This window comes from Rhodococcus sp. IEGM 1241 (assembly GCF_033142365.1).
In the GTDB taxonomy this organism is placed as follows: domain Bacteria; phylum Actinomycetota; class Actinomycetes; order Mycobacteriales; family Mycobacteriaceae; genus Rhodococcus_F; species Rhodococcus_F erythropolis.
Genome location: NZ_JAWLSE010000002.1, coordinates 64,562 through 88,086 on the forward strand (window position 1 = coordinate 64,562; position 23,525 = coordinate 88,086).

The window sequence follows — 23,525 nt, forward strand, 5'->3', positions numbered from 1 at the left end:
CGCGTCACACAGGCTCTCGATCGCAGCCCAATCGGGACACTTCTCGCGCACCGAAACCTGAGTCAGCGAAGTGAACGTGCTGCCGAAATCGCGTCGAACTTCACGAGGTTGTGCCTGGCGTCGGCAAGTGCGTCGTGTGCGTCGGCGGGCGCTGACGGGAGGGCAGGACTGCCGTTGTCTTCCCAGAACTGTCGGAGTTCGCGGGTGTACCGCGGCATCGACTGCGGTAGTTCGGTCATATCGCCCCACAACTGGCACAGCGCGACGTGGTCGTATGCGGCTACCCACGCCCAGAGCTCCGGAACGACCATCGGCCGCGGAACGAAGAATTTCAGAAGATCGTCGCGGATCTTCTCGCGTGATTTCCACAGCGGCGACGAAGGCTGCGGCAACTTCGGCAGCACGTTCTTGCGCACCCAACTACCGGCACGGGCGGGATCGAACTCCGTCGAGACCGCGTAATACTCTCGGCCGTCCTCGCAGACAACGCCGATGGACACGAGATCGATGGTTCGACCGTCTTCGATGAATTCACAGTCGTAGAAGTAGCGCACGTCCGAAAACTATGCCGCACGCGCAGGCTCTGGAGCCAATGCGCGTGCGGCAGGTGTGGGAAATCTCTAGCTGGCCTGTGCGTCCGGGAGCGAATCCTTGTCGGTCTTCGCGGACTCCTTCGACTCGGCCGAGACCACGAGATCAACAACCGACTCGCCGCCTTCCGCCGGAACATCGACGGCAGCTTCGGGTTTCGTGGGCGCCTGGTTCTTGAGGCTCGCCGCGTAGATGTCCACGTACTCCTGACCGGAGAGTTTCATCAGCTTGTACATCACTTCGTCGGTCACAGCCCGCTCGACGAAGCGGTTTCCGCCCATGCCTTCGAAGCGGGAGAAATCGATGGGTTCACCGACGATCACGGTGACCTTCGCGGGGCGCCACATCCGTGAGCCGATCGGATTCATCTTGTCGGTACCGACCATCGCAACCGGGATCACCTTGACGCCCGATTCGAGCGCGAGGCGCGCCATTCCGGTCTTGCCCTTGTAGAGACGACCGTCAGGCGAACGCGTTCCTTCGGGGTAGATACCCAGCAGACTGCCCGAACCGAGAACCTTGAGACCGGCGTTGAGCGCATCCTGCGCCGCGTCCGCGCCGGTTCGGTCGATGGGGACCTGTCCGACCGCGGTGAAGAACCACTTCTGGAAAGCGCCCTTCAGGCCGGAACCGGTGAAGTACTCGCTCTTGGCAAGGAAGGTGATACGGCGGTTGACGCGAAGCGGAAGGTAGAACGAGTCCAGAACCGCCTGGTGATTGCTGGCCAGAATGGCCGCGCCGTCAGTCGGAATGTTCTCGTGACCTTTGACCGTCGGACGCCCGAGCAGCCAGAGAATCGGCCCCAGCAACACATACTTGAAGAGCCAATACCACACGGCGTCCCTCCCATTCACAGCTGAATTTCGCTGAGTACGACCTTACTGCCGACCGGTAACCCCCGCTACACACGCCCCTGGAGGATCGACCCGATCACAGTCCGGCAGACGTGGTTCCAGCGCCGTCGACCCCACCGAGATCCTGAGGCACTACCGAACGCGCCAATGCGGCGGCGCCCACCATGCCCGCAGCTTCGCCGAGTTGAGCCGAACGGATTCGTGCCAGTGGGCGGTGCTTCGCGCCGGTCAACAATGTCGCGTACTGCTCACGGGCGTCGTCGAGAAACAGTGGGGCAGAACTCGCGACGCCGCCTGCGATCACGACCAGATCGGGATCGTAGACGTCCCCGACCATCGCCAATCCGACGGCCAGCCAACGTGTGAACTCGGCAATGGTTGCCAGAGCGAGTGGGTCACCGTCCTGCGCGGCGTTGGCGATCCGGCGACCGGTGAGGGAACCCGGATCCACCGCTACTTCGCGCGCCAGAACCGTCGACGCAGCCGGGTCGGCGGCCAGCAGTTCGATTGCCGTGTCCACGAGCGCCGTTCCGCTGCAATAGCGCTCCCAACACCCACGCTTGCCACACGCACACTGACGCCCGCCTGGCACGACCTGGATGTGGCCGAGTTCGGGGGCGACGCCGTGACTGCCCCGGTACAGCTCACCGTTGATCAGCAGCGCACCGCCGATTCCGGTCCCGATTGCCACCATCACGACATTGCGGCCACCTGCGGCCGCGCCGAATCGGTGCTCCGCGAACGCCGCTGCATTGGCGTCGTGCTCGAGAACGACCGGCAATCCGAGCCGCTTACTCAAGTCACTGCCCACCGGCGCGTCCACCCACGGCAAGTGCGGCGCGAACCGAACCGAGCTTCGATCGGAGGTGATGAAGCCGGCGACCGCCAACCCCACGGCAGACACCTCGTGCCGGGTGACCAGTTCGCGTACGACGCGATCGAGGCCGTCTTCGAGAGCGCGTGCGGACTGCGGGGTCGGGGCTTGAATCATCTCGAGCACTTGTCCGTCGACGTCCACGACGGAGGCCCTGATGCTCGTTCCGCCGACGTCGATGCCGACCGTCAAGATGTCGTCCATGGTGGAGTCGGAGACCGCTTTCAAGCGGCGCGCGCTCATCGCGCCAATTCCCGCGCGAGCGGCGCCCGCTGGAGTGCGCACCCTGTATCGGTGCCTCGTGCGTCGGTGACCATTGTGTCGATTGTGCTCATCTCGGGCCGTCAGCTCTACCCGGGGTACTAAGTCAGTCCTTGACCGTCACGTTGATCGGGACAAATGCCGCCGTTCGAGTTCGCTCGGCACCTGGCGTCGTCGCTCCGCTGTCCGGTCCGCGATCCGGGCCGGACGGCCCCCCGAGAAACTCGTCGAGAATCTCGCGAAGCAATGCGAGGAACGCGGCTGCGTGACCCGCGAGAAACGCCAGTAGTTCGTGGTGCTCACCGCGAACCAGTGCAGCGAGAGCGCACACCGGGCACCAGCTGCAGCCGGTGAACACCGGCTGCGTGTCCGCTGACGCCGAGTCACCCGCAACGTCGGCCGTCGCTGCTGCAGCCTTTTGCAAGACCGGTTCCAGGCGCGTCAGAACGGTATCCGCCAGCGCGCGAAATTCCGCGACAAGGCGCTCGTGCTCTTCGCTCATACTGGCCACACCGCGGGATCCGGGCTGAACCGGATGATCAGGTAACTGCCGTCCAACTCCGCCCCGTTCACGACACAACGACGCAGCACCGACGCCAAACGAACTCTGCGTCGTACGCCGTCTGCTCCCACCAGCACATCGTCCTCCACCCGGCCCAACGACAACGACGACGGATCCACGAGCGGAAGGTACATCCGCATCACGTACACCGAATCGACTCCGGCCCCCGACTCCAACGACACCACGATGTTGTCCGCGGTGTCGACAGCGTCGATTGTGTCGACGGTGTCCGAATCCGTGCCCGTTCCACCCTCGAACGTGGCCGCGATCTCGCCCAGAGCCGCCAACCCTACCGGTTCGGCGCAGGCGCGCTCGACCGTTGTGACGGACATTCCATCAGTCGATCCACGCAATTCGTCGACGACGAGTGCCTGTGACGCCCTGATCGAAGCGAGCCACTGCGCCGCCGGCGAATCGTCGACACCCTTCCCGGCCGACGAGTTGAACTGCGGGACAATGTTGTTGACCATAATCCCGTCGACTCGCAATCCGGCCAGAGCCAGACCGGACAGCGTCCGGCGAGTCGCCGCGGCCGACACGCCATCGGCCGACGTCACAACGCGCACGCTGGTGTTCTCCCGATCCGAGAGGTGAACGGCGATTCGATCCACCGACGCGAGCACGCGTTCGATGACGGACACGAGTAGCAACACTCGCATGTCCGAGCCCGTCACGGCGACCATCCGCCTGTGCCGCGGCCACAATCGCTCGAGATACTCCGACACCATCGACGGCGACCCGAGGATCCGCAGTGCTTCGGCTGCGGCCGGACAGTCCACGATCACGAGGTCGTAGTCACCGCTGCTCGAGATATCGACGATCTCGGAGAGTCCGAGTATGTCTTGGATCCCCAGGGATCCCGTCAACTCTTCCGGTTCCAACCCCTCGAACGACGAACCGTGTTCGTGATCTCCCGCTCCGAAATTTCCTGCAGCATCGATCAATCCCGACAGTCCTCGGAACTTTTCCTCGAGGAGCTCGGAAGTGTCGAGTTGCCGGACGTCGAGGCGCTCGGCGAGAGGTGTAGTCGTTCGCAGCGCCGGCACGCCCACGACATCCGCGAGAGAACCTGCCTGATCGATCGACACCAAAAGCACTCGTGCCCCGTCGGACGCAGCCGACACAGCCGTCGCCGAGGCAAGCGTCGTCGTGCCTGCTCCGCCTTTACCGACGAACAGTTGGACGCGAGATCGTTGCTCCGGCACTCAGCCCTCGACTCGCTTCTTCAGTTCTTTCAGAGCTGTGTCGGTAATGATCTTCTCGGCCTTGCGCTTGAAGAGACCGATCATCGGAATCGTCAGGTCGACCGTCAACTCGTAGGTGACAGAGGTGGTGCCGTTCGGGCCGGGCTCGAGTGTGTACGAACCGAATTGGGACTTCTGGATCTCACCCGAGATCAGCTCCCAGCTCACTGCCATCCCGTCAGGCGCCCACGAATACTGCAGTTCGTAGGTGTCCTTCACCATCCCCGCGTCGAGGACAAAACGCACTCGGTCCGCGCGGCCGCCCTGCCCCGGTGCCGTCACCTCGACGGACTTCGCCGCGGCCACCCATTCGGGGTACTGCGCGAAATCGGCGATGACGTCCATCACGGCGTCGGCAGGGGCGTCGATGCTGATCAACCCCTTGGTCTTCTCGGCCATACGACTGCGCTACCTTCCTTCGTCAAAAGTCCAGAACCTGCACAACGAGCACTACTTCGATTATCAGTCCGGTGCTACCCCGGCGGCACGTCCTGCTTCGAGTTCGCGCTTGAGCTGGAAGGACATGACCTTGCCGTCGACCCGACGCTTTCGGTTCATCCCGGCGAGGTCGAGGTTCGCCAGATCCGACGGTGATACGCCGACCGGTTCACAGTGCAGGAAGTAGTGCGCGATCGTCCCGTCCATGACCGGTTCGAGCCACACCTCCATGGTGCCGACCAGCTGACCGGACACTCCCCAACGGAATCCTGCGGGACCGCGATCTTCCCGGACTTCGAGCGCAAGATCACTGAACCAGCGACGCCACCGCGCGCGCGAGGACAACAGTTCGGCGACCCGCTCGGGCGGGGCGGCGATGAAAGTCTGGTCTGCGACCTGAATGCTGCTCACCGAAGTAGCTTCACATATCGCGTCGGCGAAGCGTCGCGGGGTGTCGCACCACTACATACCGGACAGACTGTAAGCCTGGCCACAACTGCGTCGGACATGCGACTACAGTAGGAGACGAAAACCCTACTCGTCAGTATTTCGCAGTGTCGGAGGTATTTCGTGCCTGAGTTCAGCGCACCCCAGACGTTCACCATTCCCGAGGATGCCTCCGCGGTCGACTCGGTCTTCGCCTTCGCGAAGACGAAGCCGGCGGCGGTTGTCTACAAGCGCAAAGTCGGAAATGCATGGGTCGATGTCACTGCAGGCGATTTCGCCGCCCAGGTGACTGCAGTCGCCAAGGGCCTCATCGCGATCGGCGTCAAGCAGGGCGACCGCGTCGGCCTCATGTCGGCGACGCGTTTCGAATGGCCGCTCGTCGACTACGCCATCTGGGCAGCCGGTGGCGTGACGGTTCCGATCTACGAAACCTCCGCAGCCGAGCAGGTTCGTTGGATTCTCGAGGACTCCGAAGCAATCGACCTCATCGTCGAGAACGACACTCACGCCGCGACCGTGAAGGACGTCGCTGCAGCCGCACCCGCGCTGCGCACGGTCTACCAGATCGATGCCGCGGCAGCCGGTAAGGGTGTCGTCGAGGAATTGACCGCACTGGGCGCCGACATCTCCGACGAGGACGTCCACGCCCGCGTCGCTGCACTGAAGGCCTCCGATCCCGCCACCCTCATCTACACCTCGGGCACCACTGGCCGGCCCAAGGGCTGCCAGCTGACGCACTCCAACCTCATTGCGGAGTCGAAGGGCATCCTCGACTCCAACCTCGGGACGCTGCTCAAGACTCCCGGCGTTCGCACCCTGATGTTCTTGCCGCTCGCGCACGTTCTCGCTCGCGCAGTCAGCATCGCGTCGTTCGATGCCGGTGCAGCGCTTGGACACACGAGCGACATCCCGAACCTCGTTCCGACGTTCGGCGAGTTCAAGCCCGACTTCATCCTCTCGGTGCCGCGCGTATTCGAGAAGGTCTACAACAGCGCACGCGCCAAGGCGCACGGTGAGGGCAAGGGCAAGATCTTCGACGCGGCCGCAGACACCGCGGTCGCGTGGAGCGAGGCTCAGGACAAGGGCGGCGCGGGCATCGTTCTCAAGGCCAAGCACGCCCTCTTCGACAAGCTCGTGTACTCGAAGCTGCGCGCTGCACTCGGTGGACAGTGCCAGCTGGCCATTTCCGGTGGTGCACCCCTGGGCGCTCGACTCGGCCACTTCTTCCGCGGTATCGGCGTCACGATCTACGAGGGCTACGGACTGACCGAGACCACCGCAGCGTTCGCCGTCAACACCATCGGCGCACAGAAGGTCGGCTCTGTCGGAAAGCCGTTGGCCGGCAACTCCGTTCGCATTGCCGAAGACGGCGAAATCCTCCTCTCGGGACCGGTGGTCTTCACCGGCTACTGGCGCAACGAGAAGGCGACCGCCGAGTCGATCGAGAACGGCTGGTTCCACACCGGAGACCTGGGCACCGTCGACAAGGACGGCTACATCACGATCACCGGTCGCAAGAAGGAGATCATCGTCACGGCAGGCGGCAAGAACGTCTCCCCCGCTCAGCTCGAAGATTCCCTTCGCGCACACCCCCTGATCAGCCAGGCCATCGTGGTCGGCGACCAGAAGCCTTTCATCGGCGCTCTCATCACCATCGACGCCGAGGCACTTCCCGCCTGGAACGAGCGCAACAACAAGGCCGCGGGAACCACAGCTGCCGACCTGGTTTCGGACGGCGAACTGGTCGGTGAAATCCAGGACGCCATCGACGAGGCCAACAAGCTCGTCTCACACGCCGAGGCGATCAAGAAGTTCCGCATTCTTCCGGTCGACTTCTCCGAGGACACAGGCGAACTCACGCCCACGATGAAGCTCAAGCGCAACGTCGTGCACGAGAGCTTTGCCGCCGACATCGAAAAGATCTACGCCAAGTAGGTTTTCGGCAAGCAGCTTCTCGCAGCAACGAACGGCCCGCACCGAATTCGGTGCGGGCCGTTTGCGTTCGAGTCCCGGTGGCTCAGCCGAGCAGATTACGCAGCTTCGAAGCGAGCGTGTCCCACTTCCAGTCTTCGGCAACCCACTCCCGGCCGGCTGCTCCCATCGCGGCCGCTCGATCACGATCGGACAGCACCTCGATCACGGATTCTGCGACGTCCCGAACAGAGGTGCCGTCGACTACGAGCCCGGTCTTGTTCTGCTGCACGGTTTCCGGAGCGCCACCACTGCGGCCGGCGATGACCGGAACGCCGGTCGCCGAGGCCTCGAGGTAGACGATTCCCAGTCCTTCGACATCCAATCCCGCGCCTCGCGTGCGACATGGCATGGCAAACACGTCGGCAATCGTGTGGTGAGCCGCCAACTCTGCGGCGGGCACCGTGCCGGTGAAGACGACGTGATCGTCCATCCCGGTCTTACGTGTCAATTGACGGAGGTGGTCCTCGTACGGTCCACCGCCGACTATCACCAGTACCGCCCCGTCGACGCTCTTGCGAATGGTCGGCAGCGCCTTGATGAGCATGTCCTGCCCCTTGCGTGGCACGAGCCGCGACAGGCACAGGATCGTGGGCCGCTCTCCCAGCCCGTATCGCTTGCGCAGTTCTGCGCGGGCGACCGAGTCCGGGTGGAACACCGACGTGTCCACTCCGGACGGAAGGTGCTCGAGCGCCGCTTGCGGGCCGAAAGCCGCCGAGAACCGTCCACGGGTGTATTTGCTGACAAACGTCACCGCATCCGTGTGATCGCCGATAACACGCAACGACTGCCGCGCACCGGGAATCATCGACCACCCGACCTCATGGCCGTGAGTACTCGCGATCACTCGGCTCGCTCCGGCGCGTCGAACAACCGGCGCCAACAACGCCAAGGGCGCTGCCGCACCGAACCACACCGACTCACAGTCGTGCTTCTTGACCAGCTTCGCGGCCCGACGAGCGACAAAGGGCGACGGCAGCATCAGTGTCGTCGGGTGCCGAACGACCTCGAAAGGCTGTGCCGCATCGAACTTCTTGTGCGAGTCGCCCCGCCACCGCGGTGCGTACACCACCAACTTGTCCGCCGGCAGGTGCCCGGCAAACGTGTGGAGATAAGACTGGATACCTCCGGGGCGAGGAGGAAAATCGTTGGTCACCAAGAGGGTCCGGCGCATCCGTCCACCGTAGGGCACGCTGCGCTTGGAGTCGTGACAAGGGCACGCAGTGCTTCGAGACTTGCGAAGCTCACCTCGCCGCTGCAACTGACCCAGCCGCGAACTGCTCAGCCCAGATGGCTGTTGGTCCAGTCGACCCAGCCGACTCGCAGTTCCTCGGTTCCGACGCCGAGGACCGCTCGGATCCGCGAGTCGAGGTCTTCGGCCGTCATCTTTCCGGAGGCGAGGGCGCGAAAGAGGTCGGTCAGCTTCGCCTCGCCGAATCGATCAGCGATATACGCGTTGATAGACCACGCCGATTCGTACGCCAGTGAACTCACGACCGGGACACCGCCGAACTGTGTGTCGTCCGGAAACTCTGTCGGAGTATCGCCGGAGCGGACCGCTGCTGCCAGAGTCGGCGCGATCTCACCCCATGCCCGCGAGGATCCACGATTTCCCGCGTATTCGGCGAACCCTTCCAACACCCACATCGGCGACCCGTCACGGGTTTTCGATCGGGCGGCTATGTGCATGAGCTCGTGGCGCAACACCGTTCGCCTGGTGATGTCGGTCAGCCTCGAAGCCGCGGCAGGTGAGAAGACCACCCGCTGGCCGCTCACGTCGGAAGACCCGTCCGCCGTTGCATCCGCGACCGACACTGCGGCAATCGAAGCGCCGTCGTGATGGGAGCCGACCAGTGCGGTGAACTCCTCCGCGGACCCCGCCACCATGAGCACCGCGCGCTCGGACCACCACGGCCCCCACAACTGCGTCGTGTTTTCGATGGCTGAGTCCACATCGGCCGCCAAAGCGTCGACGAACGCCTGCTGACCCGGGTGACCGATCACGAGTGCATTGCCCGCTGCATTTTCGGCGACGGCCAGCGGGCCGAAGTCCCAAGGGCCGTTCCAGGATTCGCCCGCCGTTCGGGCTCCGTCCAGTCCGACGATCGACCCGTCCGCAAGAACCGACCACTGATCGCCGCGTTTCGCGAGCGTCATGGACACTGCCTTGCGAGTGGGCAATGCGTCAACGCCGTCGAGGGCGTATCGCAACAGAACCTGCGCATTCCAGACCTCGACGTCTCCGTCCGGTGCACCGGTTCGCGGCGCCGGTGTCAGGCCGCCGCTGGGAATCTCGTATCCCCAGTCGGAGAAATCGAGCGCTCCCGCTGCGGTGGCTCGTCGAACTTCCGCTTCGAGCACACCGGGTGCCGCAGCACTGTCGACGAACTTCGCCAGCCCCGAGGGATCGTCGGACATCTGCGCCGCAGCCCATGCATCGAGAAATGCTTGTACCTGCGCGGTGCGTTCGGCGTCCTGCTCACTGGCCGCATTTTCGTCGGAATCGGACCTGTTCGTCAGGAAGATCGTCAAACCTAGAACGAGCACCACGGCAACGCCGAGCGCCACGAGGGCTGGATACTCCCAACGGCGTGGTCGATCTGCGCCGACGTCGGGCGTCGTCATCGGTTCAGTCGGCACGGTGCCGAGTGTAGGAGAACTCGACTCGACGCTTCACGGCGGCTGGCCACACGCCGCTCGGGCGCAGCAAGCCGTCAGTAACGACGCGCAGTGGAGAACTCCATGCCTGCCATCGACTGAACCTTCACCGGTACGCCGAACGTCGACGCATGCAGAATGTTTCCGTCGCCGGCGTAGATGCCGACATGCGAGTTGTCGCTGTAGAAAGTCACGACGTCACCGGGCTGCAACTGGTCCCTCGACACCGGTACACCGCCCTGCGCCTGCGCTTGGCTCGAACGCGGCAGAGTCTTCCCGATTTGCTTGTAGGCCCATACGACCAGACCTGAGCAGTCGAACTCGTTCGGGCCGGTCGCGCCCCAGACATACGGGTCACCGATCCGCGTGAGGCCTGCCTGCAGAGCAGCAGCACCCGAACCAGGCGTCAAGTTAGCTAGAATTTTGCTGAGATCGACGTCCGGCGGGAATGGCGTACCGCTCAGTTGGTTACGCTCGTCGTCGGTGAGGCTCTGGAAAGCTTTGGTCACGTCGGCGATCTGCGTCTGCAGTTCACTCTGCTTGCGCTGCAAATCGTCACTGAGTGCGCGGGCTTGATCGGCGGCGGTCCGCGCTTCTTCGGCCGAACGCTTCGATGCTTCCGAGGCGGCACGCGCTTCGGCAGTGGCTTGGTTGAACTGTGAGACCTGCACTGCCGCGTCGTTGGAAATCACGTCCAGCGCGGACATCTGATCGAGCAACTGCTGCGGCGAGTCGCTCACCATCAACGCAAAGAGGCGATTGGTCCGCGCACCCTGGTAATTCGCTGTGGCAATACGGTTTACCGCCGGAGCGAACTCGGCGACACGTGCCGAAGCCGCGTCGAGAAGACCCTGATCGGCTGCCGAACGCGCGTCCGCATCATTCGCGACCGCCAGCTTCGCGTCGAGGTCGATCTGTGCGTTGTGCAGCGCTTCGTTGGTCTGCTCGGATACCCGGGAGAGTTCACCGAGCTTGTCGAGCGCCTCGGTGGGGTTGGTGATGACGGGGTCGGCACCGGCCTGCATCGAAGGCCCTGCGACGAGTCCGAACGCCAGCACTCCCACTGTCAATGCGGCGCGTACTCGACTGTTGTTTTTCGATGAAACCACGGAATGCAACTCTCCGTCTCGGTGAAGCGACGTCGACCGGGACCGGTCGACGATCTGTTAGCTGGCTGTCAACTATCCACAGTACCTGTCTCGGCCGCGCAATGTCTCGATAAGGTTACGGAACGGCATACGTTTGTGTCTACTCGCCGGTAGGCGTGTCGGGATGAAGTACCGGGCGAATTGTCGCGAAACGAAAATGTGGGCCTCGAATCAAAGATTCGAGGCCCACATTCGAAGATCCGGAGCTCCCCCGAGCTCCGCCGCCTTGCAGCGGCGGATCGTTCCGACCGTCTACCGGAGACAGCCGTCGAGCGTGTTCAGAAATCAGTAACGGCGAGCACCGTCGTACGGCATCGAGGACACCGGTGCGAGCTTCACGGGCTGACCAGCGGTCGACGCGTGGATGACATTGCCGTTGCCGGCGTAGATGCCCGAGTGCGATCCGCCGTAGAAGGAGATCACGTCGCCGACCTGAAGATCGGACTGTGAAACGGCAACGCCGGCTGCGGCCTGGTCGTAGCTCGTGCGAGGCAGGTTCAGACCAGCCTGCTTGTATGCCCACTGGACCAGACCGGAGCAGTCGAATGCGTCCGGGCCCGATGCGCCGTACACGTACGGGGAGCCCAGCTTGCTCTCTGCGGCGCGAACTGCCTGCTCACCAACACTGGAGATGGGAGCGGCCGGAGCGGCCGGTGCGATGTCGGTGATGCCCGGGATGACCGGCAACTGAGGAATAGAAACGCCCGGAACCTCGAAGGTGCCGACGCCGGGGATGGTGATGGGGTCTGCCGAGGCAGGTGCAGCGGTTGCAGCAAATGCTCCGACAGCGAGCGCGCCGGCTACTGCCAACTGCGCTGAACGCTTGAAACTCTGTGACGCCACTTAAGGGGTGCTCCATTTCTTCCATTCATCCGCCGACCGAGTTAGCTGACGGGTTCGGGCTGGGAAGATCAGCCCTACCCGCGTGGTCCGCAGCGATCATGCGTGCTGCACCCCAGGCGGGATTCACCCCAGTGGAAACTTGGGTTCCCGGTTCGGGTTCCTCGCGGAGATCCCGATTAGGCGGTTCCTGACGATGCCGGTCCTGTTTGGTCCGGCAAGACTTCGTTAGGTCTCAGGAAGGTTACGAAATGATCGCGACGATGTCGACCGCTTCGTGACAATCGCGCCCGATTCGCCGGAAATCATGCTGCCGCGCCCGCGATACGCCGGACGGGTCACGAAGAGATAACAACAGGTCTGTTCGGCGAGGCTCACCTGGCCCGCAAACCTGCGCTTGCTACCCACTGGCAAGGGTCACCAAACCCGACAATCCGATCTTCCATGCAGTTCAACGCCGATTACTTGAAACTAGAACCCGTTTCGATCAATCAGGCGGTTTCGGCAACTGATCGCCGTAGCAACACCCTCACGAATCGCCCTACCGGTAAGTAGGTAGGAGTCCGCATTCGCGAGTTCTCACCGCAAGTGTGATCCTCGTCTCTCGTACTTTTGTCGGGGGTCAATCCGTTGCTTTCCCAATGGAAGTCGCAGTGAGCCGGGTTCCGCGTATGCACTCTCGAATTCGTGTCGGGGGGTCCTTCTACTGTCTGCGGTGTGAGTCCCGCCTCGGCCCGAGAATTTCCGTCTCCGTCCCCGTTCTCCGACGGGGAGAAGTTCGACGTCGGGCGGCAACTGAGCTTCGACGAGCTGGACACACCGCTGAGCGAAACGACGTTTGTCGTCGTCGACCTCGAGACCACAGGTGGAAGCGCCGACCAGGACTCCATCACCGAGATCGGCGCCGTCAAGATCCGCGGTGGCGAAGTGCTCGGTGAAATGGCAACACTCGTCGATCCCGGCCGATCGATTCCGCCGTACATCGTCGAACTGACCGGAATCACCACCGCCATGCTGATCGGCGCACCTCCCATTGAACGTGTCCTACCCGCTTTTCTCGAATTCGCCGAGGGTGCGGTGCTGGTGGCACACAACGCGCCCTTCGACATCGGCTTCCTCAAAGCAGCGGCGTCACGCAGCGCACGCCCGTGGCCGTCGTTCCGTGTGCTGTGCACTGTGAAGCTCGCCAGACGCGTGCTCACCCGCGACGAGGCGCCTTCGGTCAAACTCTCCGCACTCGCCCATCTCTTCCAGGTGACCACCCAACCGACGCACCGCGCGCTCGACGACGCGCGTGCGACCGTCGACGTCCTACACGGGTTGATCGACAGAGTCGGGAACCAAGGCGTCCACAGTTACAGCGAACTCGTCGACTACCTGCCCAACATTTCCTCACATCAGCGGGCCAAACGGTCCTTCGCCGCAAACCTGCCGCGAAGCCCGGGTGTCTACCTTTTCCGAGGCCCTTCGGACGAAGCCCTCTATATAGGAACTGCTACCGACCTTCGACGCCGCGTCCGCAACTACTTCACCGGTTCGGAGACCCGCGGCCGGATGAAGGAAATGGTCGCGCTCGCCACCCGTGTGGACCACGTCGAGTGCGCCCATGCGCTCGAGGCAGGGGTGCGTGAACTACGACTACTGAGCGCGCATGCACCCCCGTACAACCGTCGCTCCAAATTCCCCAAAAGAGGATGGTGGATCACTCTCACCGACGAGGCGTTTCCCAGACTGTCCGTGGTTCGCACGCCTACGGCCGATTCGATCGGCCCGTTCACCTCTCGCGGCGACGCAGTCGAAGTCGCCGACACCGTCGCAGAGTTCAGCCGCCTACGCACGTGCACCAAACGTCTCGGGCGCGGCGCCGTTCACGGCCCTGACTGCCCCGCTCGCGAACTGGGGGCGTGTCCCGCCTCCTGGGCACCGGAACTCACTGCGCAGGACTACGCGGCCGCCCCTGAGACTGTGCGTGGATTCTTCCGGGGAACCAACGACGCTCCCCTCCAACAAATGCAGGCGCGAATAGACGAGCTGTCCGAACACGCGTTGTTCGAGAATGCTGCTCGTCTGCGTGACCGAACGGTCGCAGTCTCTACCGCAGTGCGGCGCACTCAGCGACTTGCAGCAGTCGCGGCGATCGAACAACTGATTCTCGCCCGTCCCACCGGGGACGGCGGCTGGGAGCTGTCGGTGATCCGTTCCGGACGTCTCGCGTCCGCCGGGCTCGCCAGACGTGGAACTCACCCGATGCCCGTCGTCGACGCCATCACCGCGGCAGCCGAAACCGTCCTACCGGACGACGCACCGTTCCGCGGCGCGTCACCCGAAGAACTGGGCCTGATCGCACGGTGGCTCGCATCGGACGGTGTCCGAATCGTGTCGGCGACATCCGGCTACGTCGAACCTGCGGGCGGCGCCGGCAAGTGGGAAGCCTGGTGCCGACTCGCGCGGGCCGGTACCGAATCCGAACATCGATGACGTAACGACGGAGCGGCACCCCTAAGCTCGATCGAAACCACCGGGTCATCACAACCCACCGGGAAATCGAGGAGAGAAATGATCAACGCCATCGTCATGATTCACGCCGAGTCCGCTCGGATCCCGGAAACCGCGCAGGCCGTCGCCGACCTGTCCGGAGTGACGGAGGTCTACTCGTGCGCAGGTGACGTCGACTTGATCGCCATCGTGAAGGTACGTGACCACGCCCAGATCGCCGACGTGGTCACCGGAGGAATCAACAAGGTGCCCGGCGTTCTCCGAACCGCCACACACATCGCCTTCCAGTCATTCTCCAGCGCAGACGTCGAGGCCGGTTTCTCGCTGGGCGAGTAGCTCGTCGATCAGGCTTGGTCGGCCAGTTCGGCGGTGAGTGCCGCCCACTTGTGAAGCAGTTCAGCGCCGGCGCCGCTGTCGATCGCGGCAGCGGCTGCAGTCATCCCGGCGGAGATCGCACCCTCGAGATCGTCACCGACACCGTTGAACGCCGCGATGGCCGCTCCCGCGTTCAGCAAGACCGCGTCCCGGACCGGCCCCTTCTGTCCGGAAAGCAGCGTTCGGGCGACGGTGGCGTTGAATTCGGCGTCTCCTCCGCGCAACTCTTCGAGAGGAACGCGGTCGATTCCGAGGTCGCGCGGATCCAGCGTGACAGTTCGCACACTTCCACCGCCGACGATGTGAACCGTCGAAGTCGTCGATGTGGTCAGTTCGTCGAGTCCGTCGTCTCCACGCACCACCAACGCCGAATTACCGCGCTGCGCAAGGACTCCCGCGACGACCGAGATCAGCTTCGGAAATGCGCACCCGATCAGCCCGGCACGCGGACGAGCCGGATTGGTCAGTGGACCGAGCACGTTGAATGCCGTCGGGATGCCGATTTCCTTGCGAGGCACCGCCGCAAAGCGCAGTGCGGGATGGAAGACCGGCGCGAAACAAAAGCCGATGCCGACCTCTTCGACGCACCTCGCAACCTGCTCCGGGCCGAGGTTGATGCGAACGCCGAGCGCCTCGAGCACATCGGCGCCACCACTCTTGGACGAAGCAGCGCGGTTGCCGTGCTTGACAACTCGCACACCGGACGCGGCAACCACGATGGAGGCCATCGTCGAGATGTTGACCGTGTTGGAGCGGTCGCCACCCGTGCCGACGATGTCGACCACGTCGGAATCGACCGGCACGCGCCGGGAGTGTTCGAGCATCGCGCCGGCGAGCCCTTCCAACTCCGCGGGGGTTTCGCCCTTCATCTTCAGCCCGACGCCGAAAGCGGCGATCTGAGCGGAAGTGGCATTGTCCGACATGATCTCGCCCATCGCCCACCGACTGTCGGCTTCCGACAAGTCACTGCCGTCCGTGAGCAGACCGAGAATCATCGGCCACGACCGCACCACTGCACTCGAATCGACGTTCACGGCGTTGGATGCGTCGGTGCCGGCCATAGTGCCTTGGTCCCCTGTCGTTCATGTGGGCTGGATTTCGAACTGTCGTTTCGTACTGTCGTTTCGTGCTGCCATTTTGTGCTGCCGATGACCCTCGCAGCCTAGTCAGTGAGGTAGCAAGGAAACCGAATAGGGCCGCTCAGGTCTTTCGGCGACCGCGTTTGGGCGTCGCCTCCGCAAGAATCGGGGGCTGGAGCGCGTCCCACCCGGCGACGGAACCACCGAGTCGCTGCGCCAGACCGGCCATTCGTGATCGCTCCTGGGAGCAATGCAGGGCGTCAAGGATTTGGACACGCTCGAAGATGACGCGAAACGAATTCTCGACCGCCTGAGTCACGTCCTCGGGCCGACTCGCGCCTCGCACATATCCGTCCTGAGCGACGATGTTCTCGGCATCGGCAACCGAGTCCTCCGGAAGGTCGAGATGGTGCCGCAGAACCACTTCGGACTCCGCCCGAAACTCCGGCTCGGTGGAGCCGGCACGTTCGAGAGCGGTCGAACTCGCCTCGGCGTCGTCGAAGCCCTCGGCAACGACGACCAGATCCGACCGCCCCGCGTCGAGCGGCGTCGGAATCTTCGTGCCGAAAATTCTCAGGAACCACGGTCTACTCTTGTGTGTAGCTGCCATCGCGCCAGCATATTCCGACCACGCCACCAGCGCGTTCGCCGCCCGATCCCGCGAACTCGAGCCGAGCGACGCGCCGATGGTGGACCCGAGTGGTCGTCTCTTACGACGAAGCGTCATACTTCTGTCTGTGACGAGCGCAGTAGGGACTTCAGGATCGGCAATCACCCAACGCGTGCACTCGCTGAACCGGCCGAATATGGTCAGCGTTGGCACCATCGTGTGGTTGTCAAGTGAGCTCATGTTCTTCGCAGGGCTCTTTGCCATGTACTTCGTGGCACGAGCTCAGGCGAACGGAAATTGGCCGCCGGAGCCAACCGAATTGAACCTGTATCTGGCCGTGCCGGTGACCTTGGTGCTTATCGCATCTTCGTTCACCTGCCAGATGGGTGTCTTCGCGGCTGAGCGTGGCGACGTCTTCGGACTTCGTCGCTGGTACACCATCACCTTGATCATGGGGGCGTTCTTCGTCTCCGGCCAGGGTTACGAGTACTACCACCTTGTGCACGAGGGCACCACGATTTCGAGCAGCGTGTACGGCTCGGTGTTCTACATGACCACCGGCTTCCACGGTCTGCACGTCATCGGCGGTCTCATCGCCTTCGTCTTCTTGATCGCACGTACCCGGGTCAGCAAGTTCACGCCCGCCCAGGCCACCGCCGCGATCGTTGTTTCGTACTACTGGCACTTTGTCGACATCGTGTGGATCGCGCTGTTTGCCACGATTTATTTCATCCGTTAATCAGCTGTACGCCCCAGGCAGCCCCTGACGTCCAGTTCCGTCCCGACATACCAAAGGGATACAGATGAGTTCATCCCCCCCTCCCGCATCCGATAACTCAGCGAATGCCGCGAAGTCGCGTCGCCAGCGGAAAATCCGCCGGCGCGTTACCGGCGCGCTCGTATTGATGATGGGATTGATCAGCGCAGGTTTCCTCGCTTCGGCGTTGACACCAGCTCCGCAGGTTGCGACCGCCAGCGACGATTCAGCAGCCCTGATTCGTGAAGGCAAGCAGCTCTACGACACGTCATGCATCACGTGCCACGGCGCGAACTTGCAGGGCGTGCAGGACCGCGGTCCCAGCCTCATCGGCGTCGGCGAAGCAGCCGTGTACTTCCAGGTCTCCTCTGGTCGTATGCCCGCAGCTCGCAACGAGGCCCAGGCTGCACGCAAGGACCCCAAGTTCGATGCTGCGCAGACCGACGCCCTCGGCGCTTTCATCCAGGCCAACGGCGGCGGCCCGACGCTCATCCGCGACGAGAACGGCGAAATCGCCCAGTCCTCGCTGCGCGGTGGCGACATCGGACGCGGCAGTGAGCTCTTCCGGCTCAACTGCGCGTCGTGCCACAACTTCACCGGCCGCGGTGGCGCACTGTCCTCGGGCAAGTACGCCCCGGTCCTGGATCCGGCCAGCGAGCAGCAGATCTACGCTGCCATGGTTACCGGCCCCCAGAACATGCCGAAGTTCTCGGATCGTCAGCTGACGATCGAGGAGAAGAAGGACATCATCGCCTACGTCAAGTCGTCGGGCGAGTCGAAGGACCCCGGTGGGTACGGGCTCGGTGGCCTCGGTCCGGCCTCTGAGGGTCTCGCCATGTGGGCCGTCGGAATCATCGCTGTCGTCGGTGCAGCATTGTGGATCGGAGCAAGGTCATGAGCGACGCTGGCCAGCATGGCGGCGATACGCCTAAGAAGTACACAGATGAAGAGCTCGACGCGATGTCACGCGACGACCTGGTCAAGCTGGGTACCAATCTCGATGGCGTCGATGTCGTCTACCGCCGTGATCGTTGGTCGGTAAAGGGCACCAGGGCGGAAAAGCGCGCCGAGCGCAACGTCGCCTTCTGGTTCGGCCTCGCCGGCGTTTCGGCGATCGCATTCATCGCGATCTACCTGTTCTGGCCCTGGGAGTATGCAGGTGCCGGTGACGAGAACTACGGCAAGTACAGCCTGTACACCCCGCTGATCGGCTTGACCATGGGTCTGGCGATCCTCGGCGTCGGCATCGGTGCCGTTCAGTTCACCAAGAAGTTCATCCCCGAAGAGGTCTCGATCCAGGACCGCCACGACGGTGGATCCACCGAGGTCGATCGTCGCACGATCGTCGCCGAGCTCGGCGACACCCTCGATACGTCCACCCTCCCCCGCCGAAAGGCCATCAAGCGCAGCTTGATGTTCGGCGGTGGCGCACTCGGCGTCATGATGGTCATGCCTCTCGGCGGACTCATCAAGAACCCGTGGGCCAAGGGCGACGACTCACCCCTGTGGGTGTCCGGCTGGACCCCGAACTACCCGGGCGAGACCATCTACCTGCGTCGTGACACCGGCCGTCCCGAGGACATCGTCCTCGTTCGCCCGGAAGATCTCGATGCCGGTTCTATGGAAACGGTCTTCCCGTTCCGCGAGTCCGACCGTGGCGACGAGCACGCTCTGCTCGCAGCACTGCGCGGCATTCGTAACTCGGTGATGCTCATCCGCCTCCGCACGGAAGACACCGCGCGTGTCACCAAGCGCAAGGGCCAGGAGAGCTTCAACTACGGCGATTACTTCGCGTACTCGAAGATCTGCACCCACCTGGGTTGCCCCACCTCGCTCTACGAACAGCAGAGCAACCGTATTCTGTGCCCCTGCCACCAGTCGCAGTTCGACGCACTGACCTACGGCAAGCCGATCTTCGGTCCCGCTGCTCGCGCACTTCCGCAGTTGCCTATTACAGTGAACGAAGAGGGCTTCCTGGTCGCCGACGGTGACTTCATCGAAGCACTCGGCCCGGCATTTTGGGAGCGTCGACCGTGACCACAACAACAACCAAACCGTCCAAGATCAGCGCGGCAGCGGCTGGACAAGCGGAGGCTATGGACTCCCGCTACCACCTCGCCGCAGGCATGCGCCGGCAGATCAACAAGGTCTTCCCGACGCACTGGTCCTTCATGCTCGGCGAGATCGCGCTCTACAGCTTCGTGATCCTGCTGATCTCCGGTGTGTTCCTGACACTGTTCTTCGATCCGTCGATGGCACACGTCGTCTACCAGGGCGCGTACCAACCGCTTCGCGGTGTCACGATGTCTCGCGCCTACGAGACGACCCTGAACATCTCCTTCGAGGTGCGCGGCGGTCTCTTCGTTCGCCAGATTCACCACTGGGCTGCACTGATGTTCGCGGCGTCGATCATCGTTCACCTCGCTCGCATCTTCTTCACCGGCGCATTCCGTCGTCCGCGTGAAGCGAACTGGGTCATCGGCTGCCTGCTGCTCATCCTGGCGATGTTCGAAGGCTTCTTCGGTTACACCATCCCCGACGACCTGCTCTCGGGCACCGGCCTCCGCGCCGCCTTCGGTGGTATCACGATGAGTATCCCGATCGTCGGTACCTGGATGCACTGGCTGATCTTCGACGGCGACTTCCCCGGCGACCTCATCATCCCGCGTCTCTACGTCGCTCACGTGCTGCTGTTCCCGGGCATCATCCTGGCTCTGATCGCCGGCCACCTCGCGTTGGTCTGGTACCAGAAGCACACGCAGTTCCCCGGCCCCGGCCGTACGGAACAGAACGTAGTCGGCGTCCGCATCCTCCCGGTCTTCGCAATGAAGGGTGGCGCGTTCTTCGCCATGACCTTCGGCGTGCTCGCACTGCTCGGTGGTCTGTTCCAGATCAACCCCGTGTGGAACATCGGTCCGTACAACCCGTCACAGGTCTCGGCAGGTTCCCAGCCCGATATCTACATGATGTGGACGGACGGCCTTGCTCGACTGTGGCCGGCGTGGGAGATCTACCTGTTCGGCCGCTACACGATCCCCGCTGTGTTCGCCGTCGCCCTGATCATGGGCCTCGTCTTCGCACTGTTGATCGCGTACCCGTGGATCGAAAAGCGTCTCACCGGAGACGACGCTCACCACAACATCCTGCAGCGCCCGCGCGACGTGCCGGTCCGTACCGCTATCGGTGCGATGTCCATCGCGTTCTACCTGGTGCTCACGATCTCCTGCATCAACGACATCATCGCGTACCACCTGCACATCTCGCTGAACGCAATGACGTGGATCGGCCGTATCGGCATGGTCATCCTTCCGCCCATCGCGTACTTCGTGACGTACCGGTTCTGCATCGGCCTGCAGCGCAGTGACCGTGCAGTCCTCGAACACGGCATCGAGACCGGCATCATCAAGCGGATGCCGAACGGCCAGTACATCGAGATCCACCAGCCGCTCGGCCCCGTCGACGAGCACGGACACCCGATCCCGCTCGAGTACCAGGGTGCTGCTGTCCCGAAGAAGATGAACAAGCTCGGCCTCGCCGGCAAGCCCGGTAGCGGTAGCCTGATCACCGCTGACCCAGTCGAGGAGAGCGAGGCTCTCGAAGCCGCTCATCACGAAGCTGAGCACGAGCAGCTTCAGATCCTTCTGGACTACCAGAACCGAACCAACGGCAAGTCCGATGGTTCCAGTGGAGAACTCCACTAAGAACGACAGTTGACCAGTGAGGCCCCGAACCGGATTCCGGTTCGGGGCCTCACTCGTTCTCTGAGCGATTCAATATGTACAAACCTCTAGTGAGTTCACCACTCCCCCGGTTCGACGTCTGAGCGCCGACAACAGCGGGCACGACGCCTTGCTAGACCTCGAGCACAGTTGAATAGTGCTCCACCGTCGGGAACGGCTCGTAGAAGTGGTGGAGAAGTTCTCGCCACTTCTCGTATCCCGTGGACTGACGGAACCCGATGGTGTGTGACTCCACGTCTTCCCACTCGACGAGCAAGAGATACCGCTCCGGCGATTCCAGGCAGTGCGAGAGTCGCAGCCTGATGAATCCGGGGACCTCGGAGATGATGGTTCGGGCCACATCGAACGCGGCCTCGAATCGCGCTGACTGCGACGGATCGACCTGCAGGACGGCATGTTCGAGGATCATCTACGGAGTGTTGCACGTTCTCGGTAGTCCCCTCGAGGCGTGGCCGCCTGGTGAGATACTCGGACCATGACATCCCATGCACGCGGCACCTTCGAGATCGATCTCCGCCCCGCCGATCCTGAGCTCTCCGGACGCGTCGGGCGCTTCGAGTTCGACAAGACGTTCATCGGCGGCATCGAAGGAACATCGACCGGACTCATGCTGTCCGCGGGCGATCCGACAACCGGTGAAGCGGGCTACGTCGCTTTGGAGTTTGTCACCGGGCAGGTCGACGAAGCTGTGGGATCGTTCGCCCTTCAGCAGTTCGGTCAGATGGTCAACGGAACGCAGAGGCTTCTGTACGAGATCGTGCCGGGGTCCGGAACCGGCGAGCTGAAGGGCATCTCAGGCACTCTCGAGCTCGAGGTCGTCGACGGTCTGCACCGCTACGACCTCGAATACTCGCTCCACGATTGACAAAGAGCGGTTGGGTACTCGGCGCCCTCGTACCGCAACTCATCGATACGACAACAGAGGCGCCGTACCCGGGTGGGTGCGGCGCCTCTGTCCGAGTGCGGGTGAAACTAGTGCTTCTCAGGTCCGGTGTAGTACTCGAACACCAGGCCTGCGGCTGCGGCGAGCACACAGACAACTGCGACTGCGATGAGCCACGGCTGGAAGTACGCCAGCGACACTGCCGCGAGTGCAGCTGCGGCGGCAAGCAGGATCGGCCAGAAGCTACCCGGGCTGAAGAAGCCCAGTTCTCCTGCACCATCCGAGATTTCAGCGTCGTCGTAGTCCTCGGGACGGGTGTCCAGACGACGGGCAACGAAGCGGAAGTAGGTACCCACGATGAGCGTCAGACCTGCAGACAGGACGATGGCCGTCAGTCCGGCCCACTCGATACCTGTGCGTGACAGAGCGGTGAACACTCCGTAGATGATCGCGACGAGAATGAAGAACATCGTCAGGATCTCGAAGAGCTTGGCTTCGATCTTCATATCAGCACTTGTCCTTGTTCAGTGAAGAGGCTGGCCGGCTCAGTTGCCTGCAGTGGCGACGGTTGCCTGACGGTACTCGCGGTCGGTGTTGAACGGCGTGGTCGACGTAGCCACCGGCGACTGACCGATTGCCTGCAGGGCCTCGGCGGTCGTCAGACCACCCTTGCCCTCCGCGTCACCCTTGCGCAGTTCGATGTACTTGGCGAAGTCCTCGGGCGAAACCGCACGAACCTCGAAGTTCATCATCGCGTGGAACGTGCCACACATTTCTGCACAACGCCCGACGAACGCGCCTTCCTTCTCGATCTCACTGATCTGGAAGATGTTGTCCGAGTGGTTCTCCTTGGGGTTCGGGAGAACGTCGCGCTTGAACAGGAACTCAGGCACCCAGAAAGCGTGGATGACGTCCGAGGAAGCGAGTTCGAACTGGATCCGCTTGCCGGTGGGCAGAACGAGGATCGGGATCTCCTGGCTGGAGCCGACAGTCTCGATCTTGTCGTAGTGCAGGTAGCTCAGGTCCTCGGTGCTGTTGCCGTGGATCGGGCCGGGAACTTCTTCGCCGTGATCGTTGACAGTGGAGCCCTCGGCCTTGGCAGCCTCTTCGGCTTCGACGTCGATGCCGTTGTACTTGGCACTGCCGTCACCGAACTCGATGGAGCGGTAGCCGAACTTCCAGTTCCACTGGAATGCCGTGACGTCTACGACGACGTCAGGGTTGTCCGTCTTGTCCAGAACATGGTTCTGGACGATGACGGTGAAGTAGAAGAGAACCGCGATGATGACGAAGGGAACTGCCGTGTAACCGAGTTCGAGAGGCACGTTGTATGCCGTCTGACGCGGGAATTCCGGCGAGTCCTTCTTCTTGCGGTGGAAGATGACGGCCCAGAAGACCAGTCCCCACACCAGCACACCCATGACGAGGGCGGCTACAACCGACCACGTCCACAGCTCACGCATGCGCGTCGCCTCCGGGGTAATGCCCGAAGGCCACCCGAAACGAAGCACTTCGTTGTCGATGGAGCAACCCGACAGCAGCAAGGCAGCAATGCCCAGAGATACTGCCAGCCCCGCTCGCCGAAGGATCCGACCTTGCGCCACGTTCACGCCTTCCTGATCGCCACAAAATTCAACTAGGGCATGCCCGGAGGGAAGGCCCAATTACTACGCAGCGTAGACCAAAGCCGGGCGCTA

Annotated in this window: 24 protein-coding genes and 1 riboswitch; of the genes, 8 read left to right on the top strand and 16 right to left on the bottom strand. The window is 63.0% G+C overall.

What is annotated here, in order from left to right; translation table 11 throughout:
- Nucleotides 1-62: 62 nt before the first annotated feature.
- The 7 genes from R4P70_RS09900 to R4P70_RS09930 form a co-directional block, all read right to left on the bottom strand.
- A complete protein-coding gene (locus R4P70_RS09900; protein WP_003941683.1) occupies nucleotides 63-554 on the bottom strand; it encodes a polyadenylate-specific 3'-exoribonuclease AS in 492 nt (163 codons plus the stop codon).
- A 66-nt stretch (nucleotides 555-620) separates the two neighbouring features.
- Nucleotides 621-1,427: a lysophospholipid acyltransferase family protein gene (locus R4P70_RS09905; RefSeq protein WP_020969874.1), complete on the bottom strand. Its 807-nt coding sequence runs from the start codon at nucleotides 1,425-1,427 to the stop codon at nucleotides 621-623.
- A gap of 94 nt (nucleotides 1,428-1,521) precedes the next feature.
- Nucleotides 1,522-2,562 (bottom strand): ROK family protein, encoded by a 1,041-nt coding sequence (locus R4P70_RS09910; RefSeq protein ID WP_020969875.1) that lies wholly within the window; start codon nucleotides 2,560-2,562, stop codon nucleotides 1,522-1,524.
- 124 nt (nucleotides 2,563-2,686) lie between these two features.
- Nucleotides 2,687-3,082: a hypothetical protein gene (locus R4P70_RS09915; protein WP_019748896.1), complete on the bottom strand. Its 396-nt coding sequence runs from the start codon at nucleotides 3,080-3,082 to the stop codon at nucleotides 2,687-2,689.
- Nucleotides 3,079-4,347: an ArsA family ATPase gene (locus R4P70_RS09920; protein ID WP_211917673.1), complete on the bottom strand. Its 1,269-nt coding sequence runs from the start codon at nucleotides 4,345-4,347 to the stop codon at nucleotides 3,079-3,081. Before R4P70_RS09920 ends, R4P70_RS09915 begins: the two co-directional genes overlap by 4 nt.
- Nucleotides 4,348-4,785 carry an SRPBCC family protein gene (locus R4P70_RS09925; protein WP_019748898.1) on the bottom strand — a complete coding sequence of 146 codons (438 nt, stop codon included), beginning with the start codon at nucleotides 4,783-4,785 and terminating at the stop codon, nucleotides 4,348-4,350. It abuts the gene before it with no gap.
- 63 nt (nucleotides 4,786-4,848) lie between these two features.
- Nucleotides 4,849-5,235, bottom strand: coding sequence for a hypothetical protein (locus tag R4P70_RS09930; protein WP_019748899.1), 387 nt, complete (start codon nucleotides 5,233-5,235; stop codon nucleotides 4,849-4,851).
- Nucleotides 5,236-5,394: 159 nt separating this feature from the next.
- Between R4P70_RS09930 and R4P70_RS09935 the strand changes: the two genes are divergently transcribed.
- The gene (locus R4P70_RS09935) at nucleotides 5,395-7,206 is read left to right on the top strand and encodes an AMP-dependent synthetase/ligase (RefSeq protein WP_070386503.1); all 1,812 of its coding nucleotides are present in this window, start codon (nucleotides 5,395-5,397) and stop codon (nucleotides 7,204-7,206) included.
- A gap of 82 nt (nucleotides 7,207-7,288) precedes the next feature.
- Here the strand turns inward: R4P70_RS09935 and R4P70_RS09940 are convergent, their stop codons facing one another.
- From R4P70_RS09940 to R4P70_RS09955, 4 genes are all read right to left on the bottom strand, one after another.
- Nucleotides 7,289-8,416: a glycosyltransferase family 4 protein gene (locus tag R4P70_RS09940; protein WP_020908095.1), complete on the bottom strand. Its 1,128-nt coding sequence runs from the start codon at nucleotides 8,414-8,416 to the stop codon at nucleotides 7,289-7,291.
- 107 nt (nucleotides 8,417-8,523) lie between these two features.
- Nucleotides 8,524-9,882, bottom strand: a complete 1,359-nt coding sequence (locus R4P70_RS09945; protein ID WP_020908096.1) for a hypothetical protein — start codon at nucleotides 9,880-9,882, stop codon at nucleotides 8,524-8,526.
- 74 nt (nucleotides 9,883-9,956) lie between these two features.
- A complete protein-coding gene (locus R4P70_RS09950) occupies nucleotides 9,957-11,009 on the bottom strand; it encodes a C40 family peptidase (protein WP_020969878.1) in 1,053 nt (350 codons plus the stop codon).
- A 324-nt stretch (nucleotides 11,010-11,333) separates the two neighbouring features.
- Nucleotides 11,334-11,891 carry a C40 family peptidase gene (locus R4P70_RS09955; protein ID WP_019748904.1) on the bottom strand — a complete coding sequence of 186 codons (558 nt, stop codon included), beginning with the start codon at nucleotides 11,889-11,891 and terminating at the stop codon, nucleotides 11,334-11,336.
- A 14-nt stretch (nucleotides 11,892-11,905) separates the two neighbouring features.
- Nucleotides 11,906-12,084: riboswitch (cyclic di-AMP (ydaO/yuaA leader) on the bottom strand.
- Nucleotides 12,085-12,605: 521 nt separating this feature from the next.
- Between R4P70_RS09955 and R4P70_RS09960 the strand changes: the two genes are divergently transcribed.
- A complete protein-coding gene (locus tag R4P70_RS09960) occupies nucleotides 12,606-14,366 on the top strand; it encodes a DEDD exonuclease domain-containing protein (protein ID WP_019748905.1) in 1,761 nt (586 codons plus the stop codon).
- Between the two features lie 78 nt (nucleotides 14,367-14,444).
- Complete coding sequence (locus R4P70_RS09965) at nucleotides 14,445-14,720, top strand: Lrp/AsnC family transcriptional regulator (RefSeq protein WP_003941677.1); 276 nt, start codon at nucleotides 14,445-14,447, stop codon at nucleotides 14,718-14,720.
- An 8-nt stretch (nucleotides 14,721-14,728) separates the two neighbouring features.
- Here R4P70_RS09965 and trpD read toward each other — a convergent pair whose 3' ends face one another.
- Nucleotides 14,729-15,820 carry an anthranilate phosphoribosyltransferase gene (gene trpD / locus R4P70_RS09970; RefSeq protein WP_020908099.1) on the bottom strand — a complete coding sequence of 364 codons (1,092 nt, stop codon included), beginning with the start codon at nucleotides 15,818-15,820 and terminating at the stop codon, nucleotides 14,729-14,731.
- A 139-nt stretch (nucleotides 15,821-15,959) separates the two neighbouring features.
- A complete protein-coding gene (locus R4P70_RS09975) occupies nucleotides 15,960-16,448 on the bottom strand; it encodes a hypothetical protein (RefSeq protein ID WP_133727505.1) in 489 nt (162 codons plus the stop codon).
- Between the two features lie 127 nt (nucleotides 16,449-16,575).
- Between R4P70_RS09975 and R4P70_RS09980 the strand changes: the two genes are divergently transcribed.
- From R4P70_RS09980 to R4P70_RS09995, 4 genes are all read left to right on the top strand, one after another.
- Nucleotides 16,576-17,187, top strand: a complete 612-nt coding sequence (locus R4P70_RS09980) for a heme-copper oxidase subunit III (RefSeq protein ID WP_020908101.1) — start codon at nucleotides 16,576-16,578, stop codon at nucleotides 17,185-17,187.
- A 64-nt stretch (nucleotides 17,188-17,251) separates the two neighbouring features.
- Complete coding sequence (locus R4P70_RS09985) at nucleotides 17,252-18,103, top strand: cytochrome c (RefSeq protein WP_020908102.1); 852 nt, start codon at nucleotides 17,252-17,254, stop codon at nucleotides 18,101-18,103.
- Entirely contained in the window at nucleotides 18,100-19,242 is a 1,143-nt protein-coding gene (locus R4P70_RS09990) for a ubiquinol-cytochrome c reductase iron-sulfur subunit (RefSeq protein ID WP_020908103.1), read from the top strand. The genes R4P70_RS09985 and R4P70_RS09990 overlap by 4 nt, the downstream gene beginning before the upstream one ends.
- A gap of 59 nt (nucleotides 19,243-19,301) precedes the next feature.
- Nucleotides 19,302-20,906: a cytochrome b gene (locus tag R4P70_RS09995; protein ID WP_044480654.1), complete on the top strand. Its 1,605-nt coding sequence runs from the start codon at nucleotides 19,302-19,304 to the stop codon at nucleotides 20,904-20,906.
- 151 nt (nucleotides 20,907-21,057) lie between these two features.
- Here R4P70_RS09995 and R4P70_RS10000 read toward each other — a convergent pair whose 3' ends face one another.
- Nucleotides 21,058-21,354 (bottom strand): antibiotic biosynthesis monooxygenase family protein, encoded by a 297-nt coding sequence (locus R4P70_RS10000; RefSeq protein ID WP_020908105.1) that lies wholly within the window; start codon nucleotides 21,352-21,354, stop codon nucleotides 21,058-21,060.
- A gap of 66 nt (nucleotides 21,355-21,420) precedes the next feature.
- Here R4P70_RS10000 and R4P70_RS10005 point away from each other — a divergent pair, with 66 nt between their 5' ends.
- A complete protein-coding gene (locus R4P70_RS10005) occupies nucleotides 21,421-21,810 on the top strand; it encodes a DUF3224 domain-containing protein (RefSeq protein WP_317830755.1) in 390 nt (129 codons plus the stop codon).
- A 107-nt stretch (nucleotides 21,811-21,917) separates the two neighbouring features.
- Here R4P70_RS10005 and R4P70_RS10010 read toward each other — a convergent pair whose 3' ends face one another.
- Together R4P70_RS10010 and R4P70_RS10015 are read right to left on the bottom strand one after the other, a co-directional pair.
- A complete protein-coding gene (locus R4P70_RS10010) occupies nucleotides 21,918-22,334 on the bottom strand; it encodes a cytochrome c oxidase subunit 4 (RefSeq protein ID WP_003941723.1) in 417 nt (138 codons plus the stop codon).
- A 39-nt stretch (nucleotides 22,335-22,373) separates the two neighbouring features.
- Nucleotides 22,374-23,438: a cytochrome c oxidase subunit II gene (locus R4P70_RS10015; RefSeq protein ID WP_019748910.1), complete on the bottom strand. Its 1,065-nt coding sequence runs from the start codon at nucleotides 23,436-23,438 to the stop codon at nucleotides 22,374-22,376.
- Between the last annotated feature and the right edge of the window lie 87 nt (nucleotides 23,439-23,525).

What these genes read in the sequence shown, in the direction of transcription:
- R4P70_RS10010 (WP_003941723.1), bottom strand. Translation starts at nt 22,334, where the DNA reads ATGAAGATCGAAGCCAAGCTCTTCGAGATCCTGACGATGTTCTTCATT.
- R4P70_RS10000 (WP_020908105.1), bottom strand. Translation starts at nt 21,354, where the DNA reads ATGATCCTCGAACATGCCGTCCTGCAGGTCGATCCGTCGCAGTCAGCG.
- R4P70_RS09990 (WP_020908103.1), top strand. Translation starts at nt 18,100, where the DNA reads ATGAGCGACGCTGGCCAGCATGGCGGCGATACGCCTAAGAAGTACACA.
- R4P70_RS09915 (WP_019748896.1), bottom strand. Translation starts at nt 3,082, where the DNA reads ATGAGCGAAGAGCACGAGCGCCTTGTCGCGGAATTTCGCGCGCTGGCG.
- R4P70_RS09985 (WP_020908102.1), top strand. Translation starts at nt 17,252, where the DNA reads ATGAGTTCATCCCCCCCTCCCGCATCCGATAACTCAGCGAATGCCGCG.
- trpD (WP_020908099.1), bottom strand. Translation starts at nt 15,820, where the DNA reads ATGGCCGGCACCGACGCATCCAACGCCGTGAACGTCGATTCGAGTGCA.
- R4P70_RS09910 (WP_020969875.1), bottom strand. Translation starts at nt 2,562, where the DNA reads ATGAGCGCGCGCCGCTTGAAAGCGGTCTCCGACTCCACCATGGACGAC.
- R4P70_RS09925 (WP_019748898.1), bottom strand. Translation starts at nt 4,785, where the DNA reads ATGGCCGAGAAGACCAAGGGGTTGATCAGCATCGACGCCCCTGCCGAC.
- R4P70_RS09965 (WP_003941677.1), top strand. Translation starts at nt 14,445, where the DNA reads ATGATCAACGCCATCGTCATGATTCACGCCGAGTCCGCTCGGATCCCG.
- R4P70_RS10005 (WP_317830755.1), top strand. Translation starts at nt 21,421, where the DNA reads ATGACATCCCATGCACGCGGCACCTTCGAGATCGATCTCCGCCCCGCC.
- R4P70_RS09940 (WP_020908095.1), bottom strand. Translation starts at nt 8,416, where the DNA reads ATGCGCCGGACCCTCTTGGTGACCAACGATTTTCCTCCTCGCCCCGGA.
- R4P70_RS09975 (WP_133727505.1), bottom strand. Translation starts at nt 16,448, where the DNA reads ATGGCAGCTACACACAAGAGTAGACCGTGGTTCCTGAGAATTTTCGGC.
- R4P70_RS09995 (WP_044480654.1), top strand. Translation starts at nt 19,302, where the DNA reads ATGGACTCCCGCTACCACCTCGCCGCAGGCATGCGCCGGCAGATCAAC.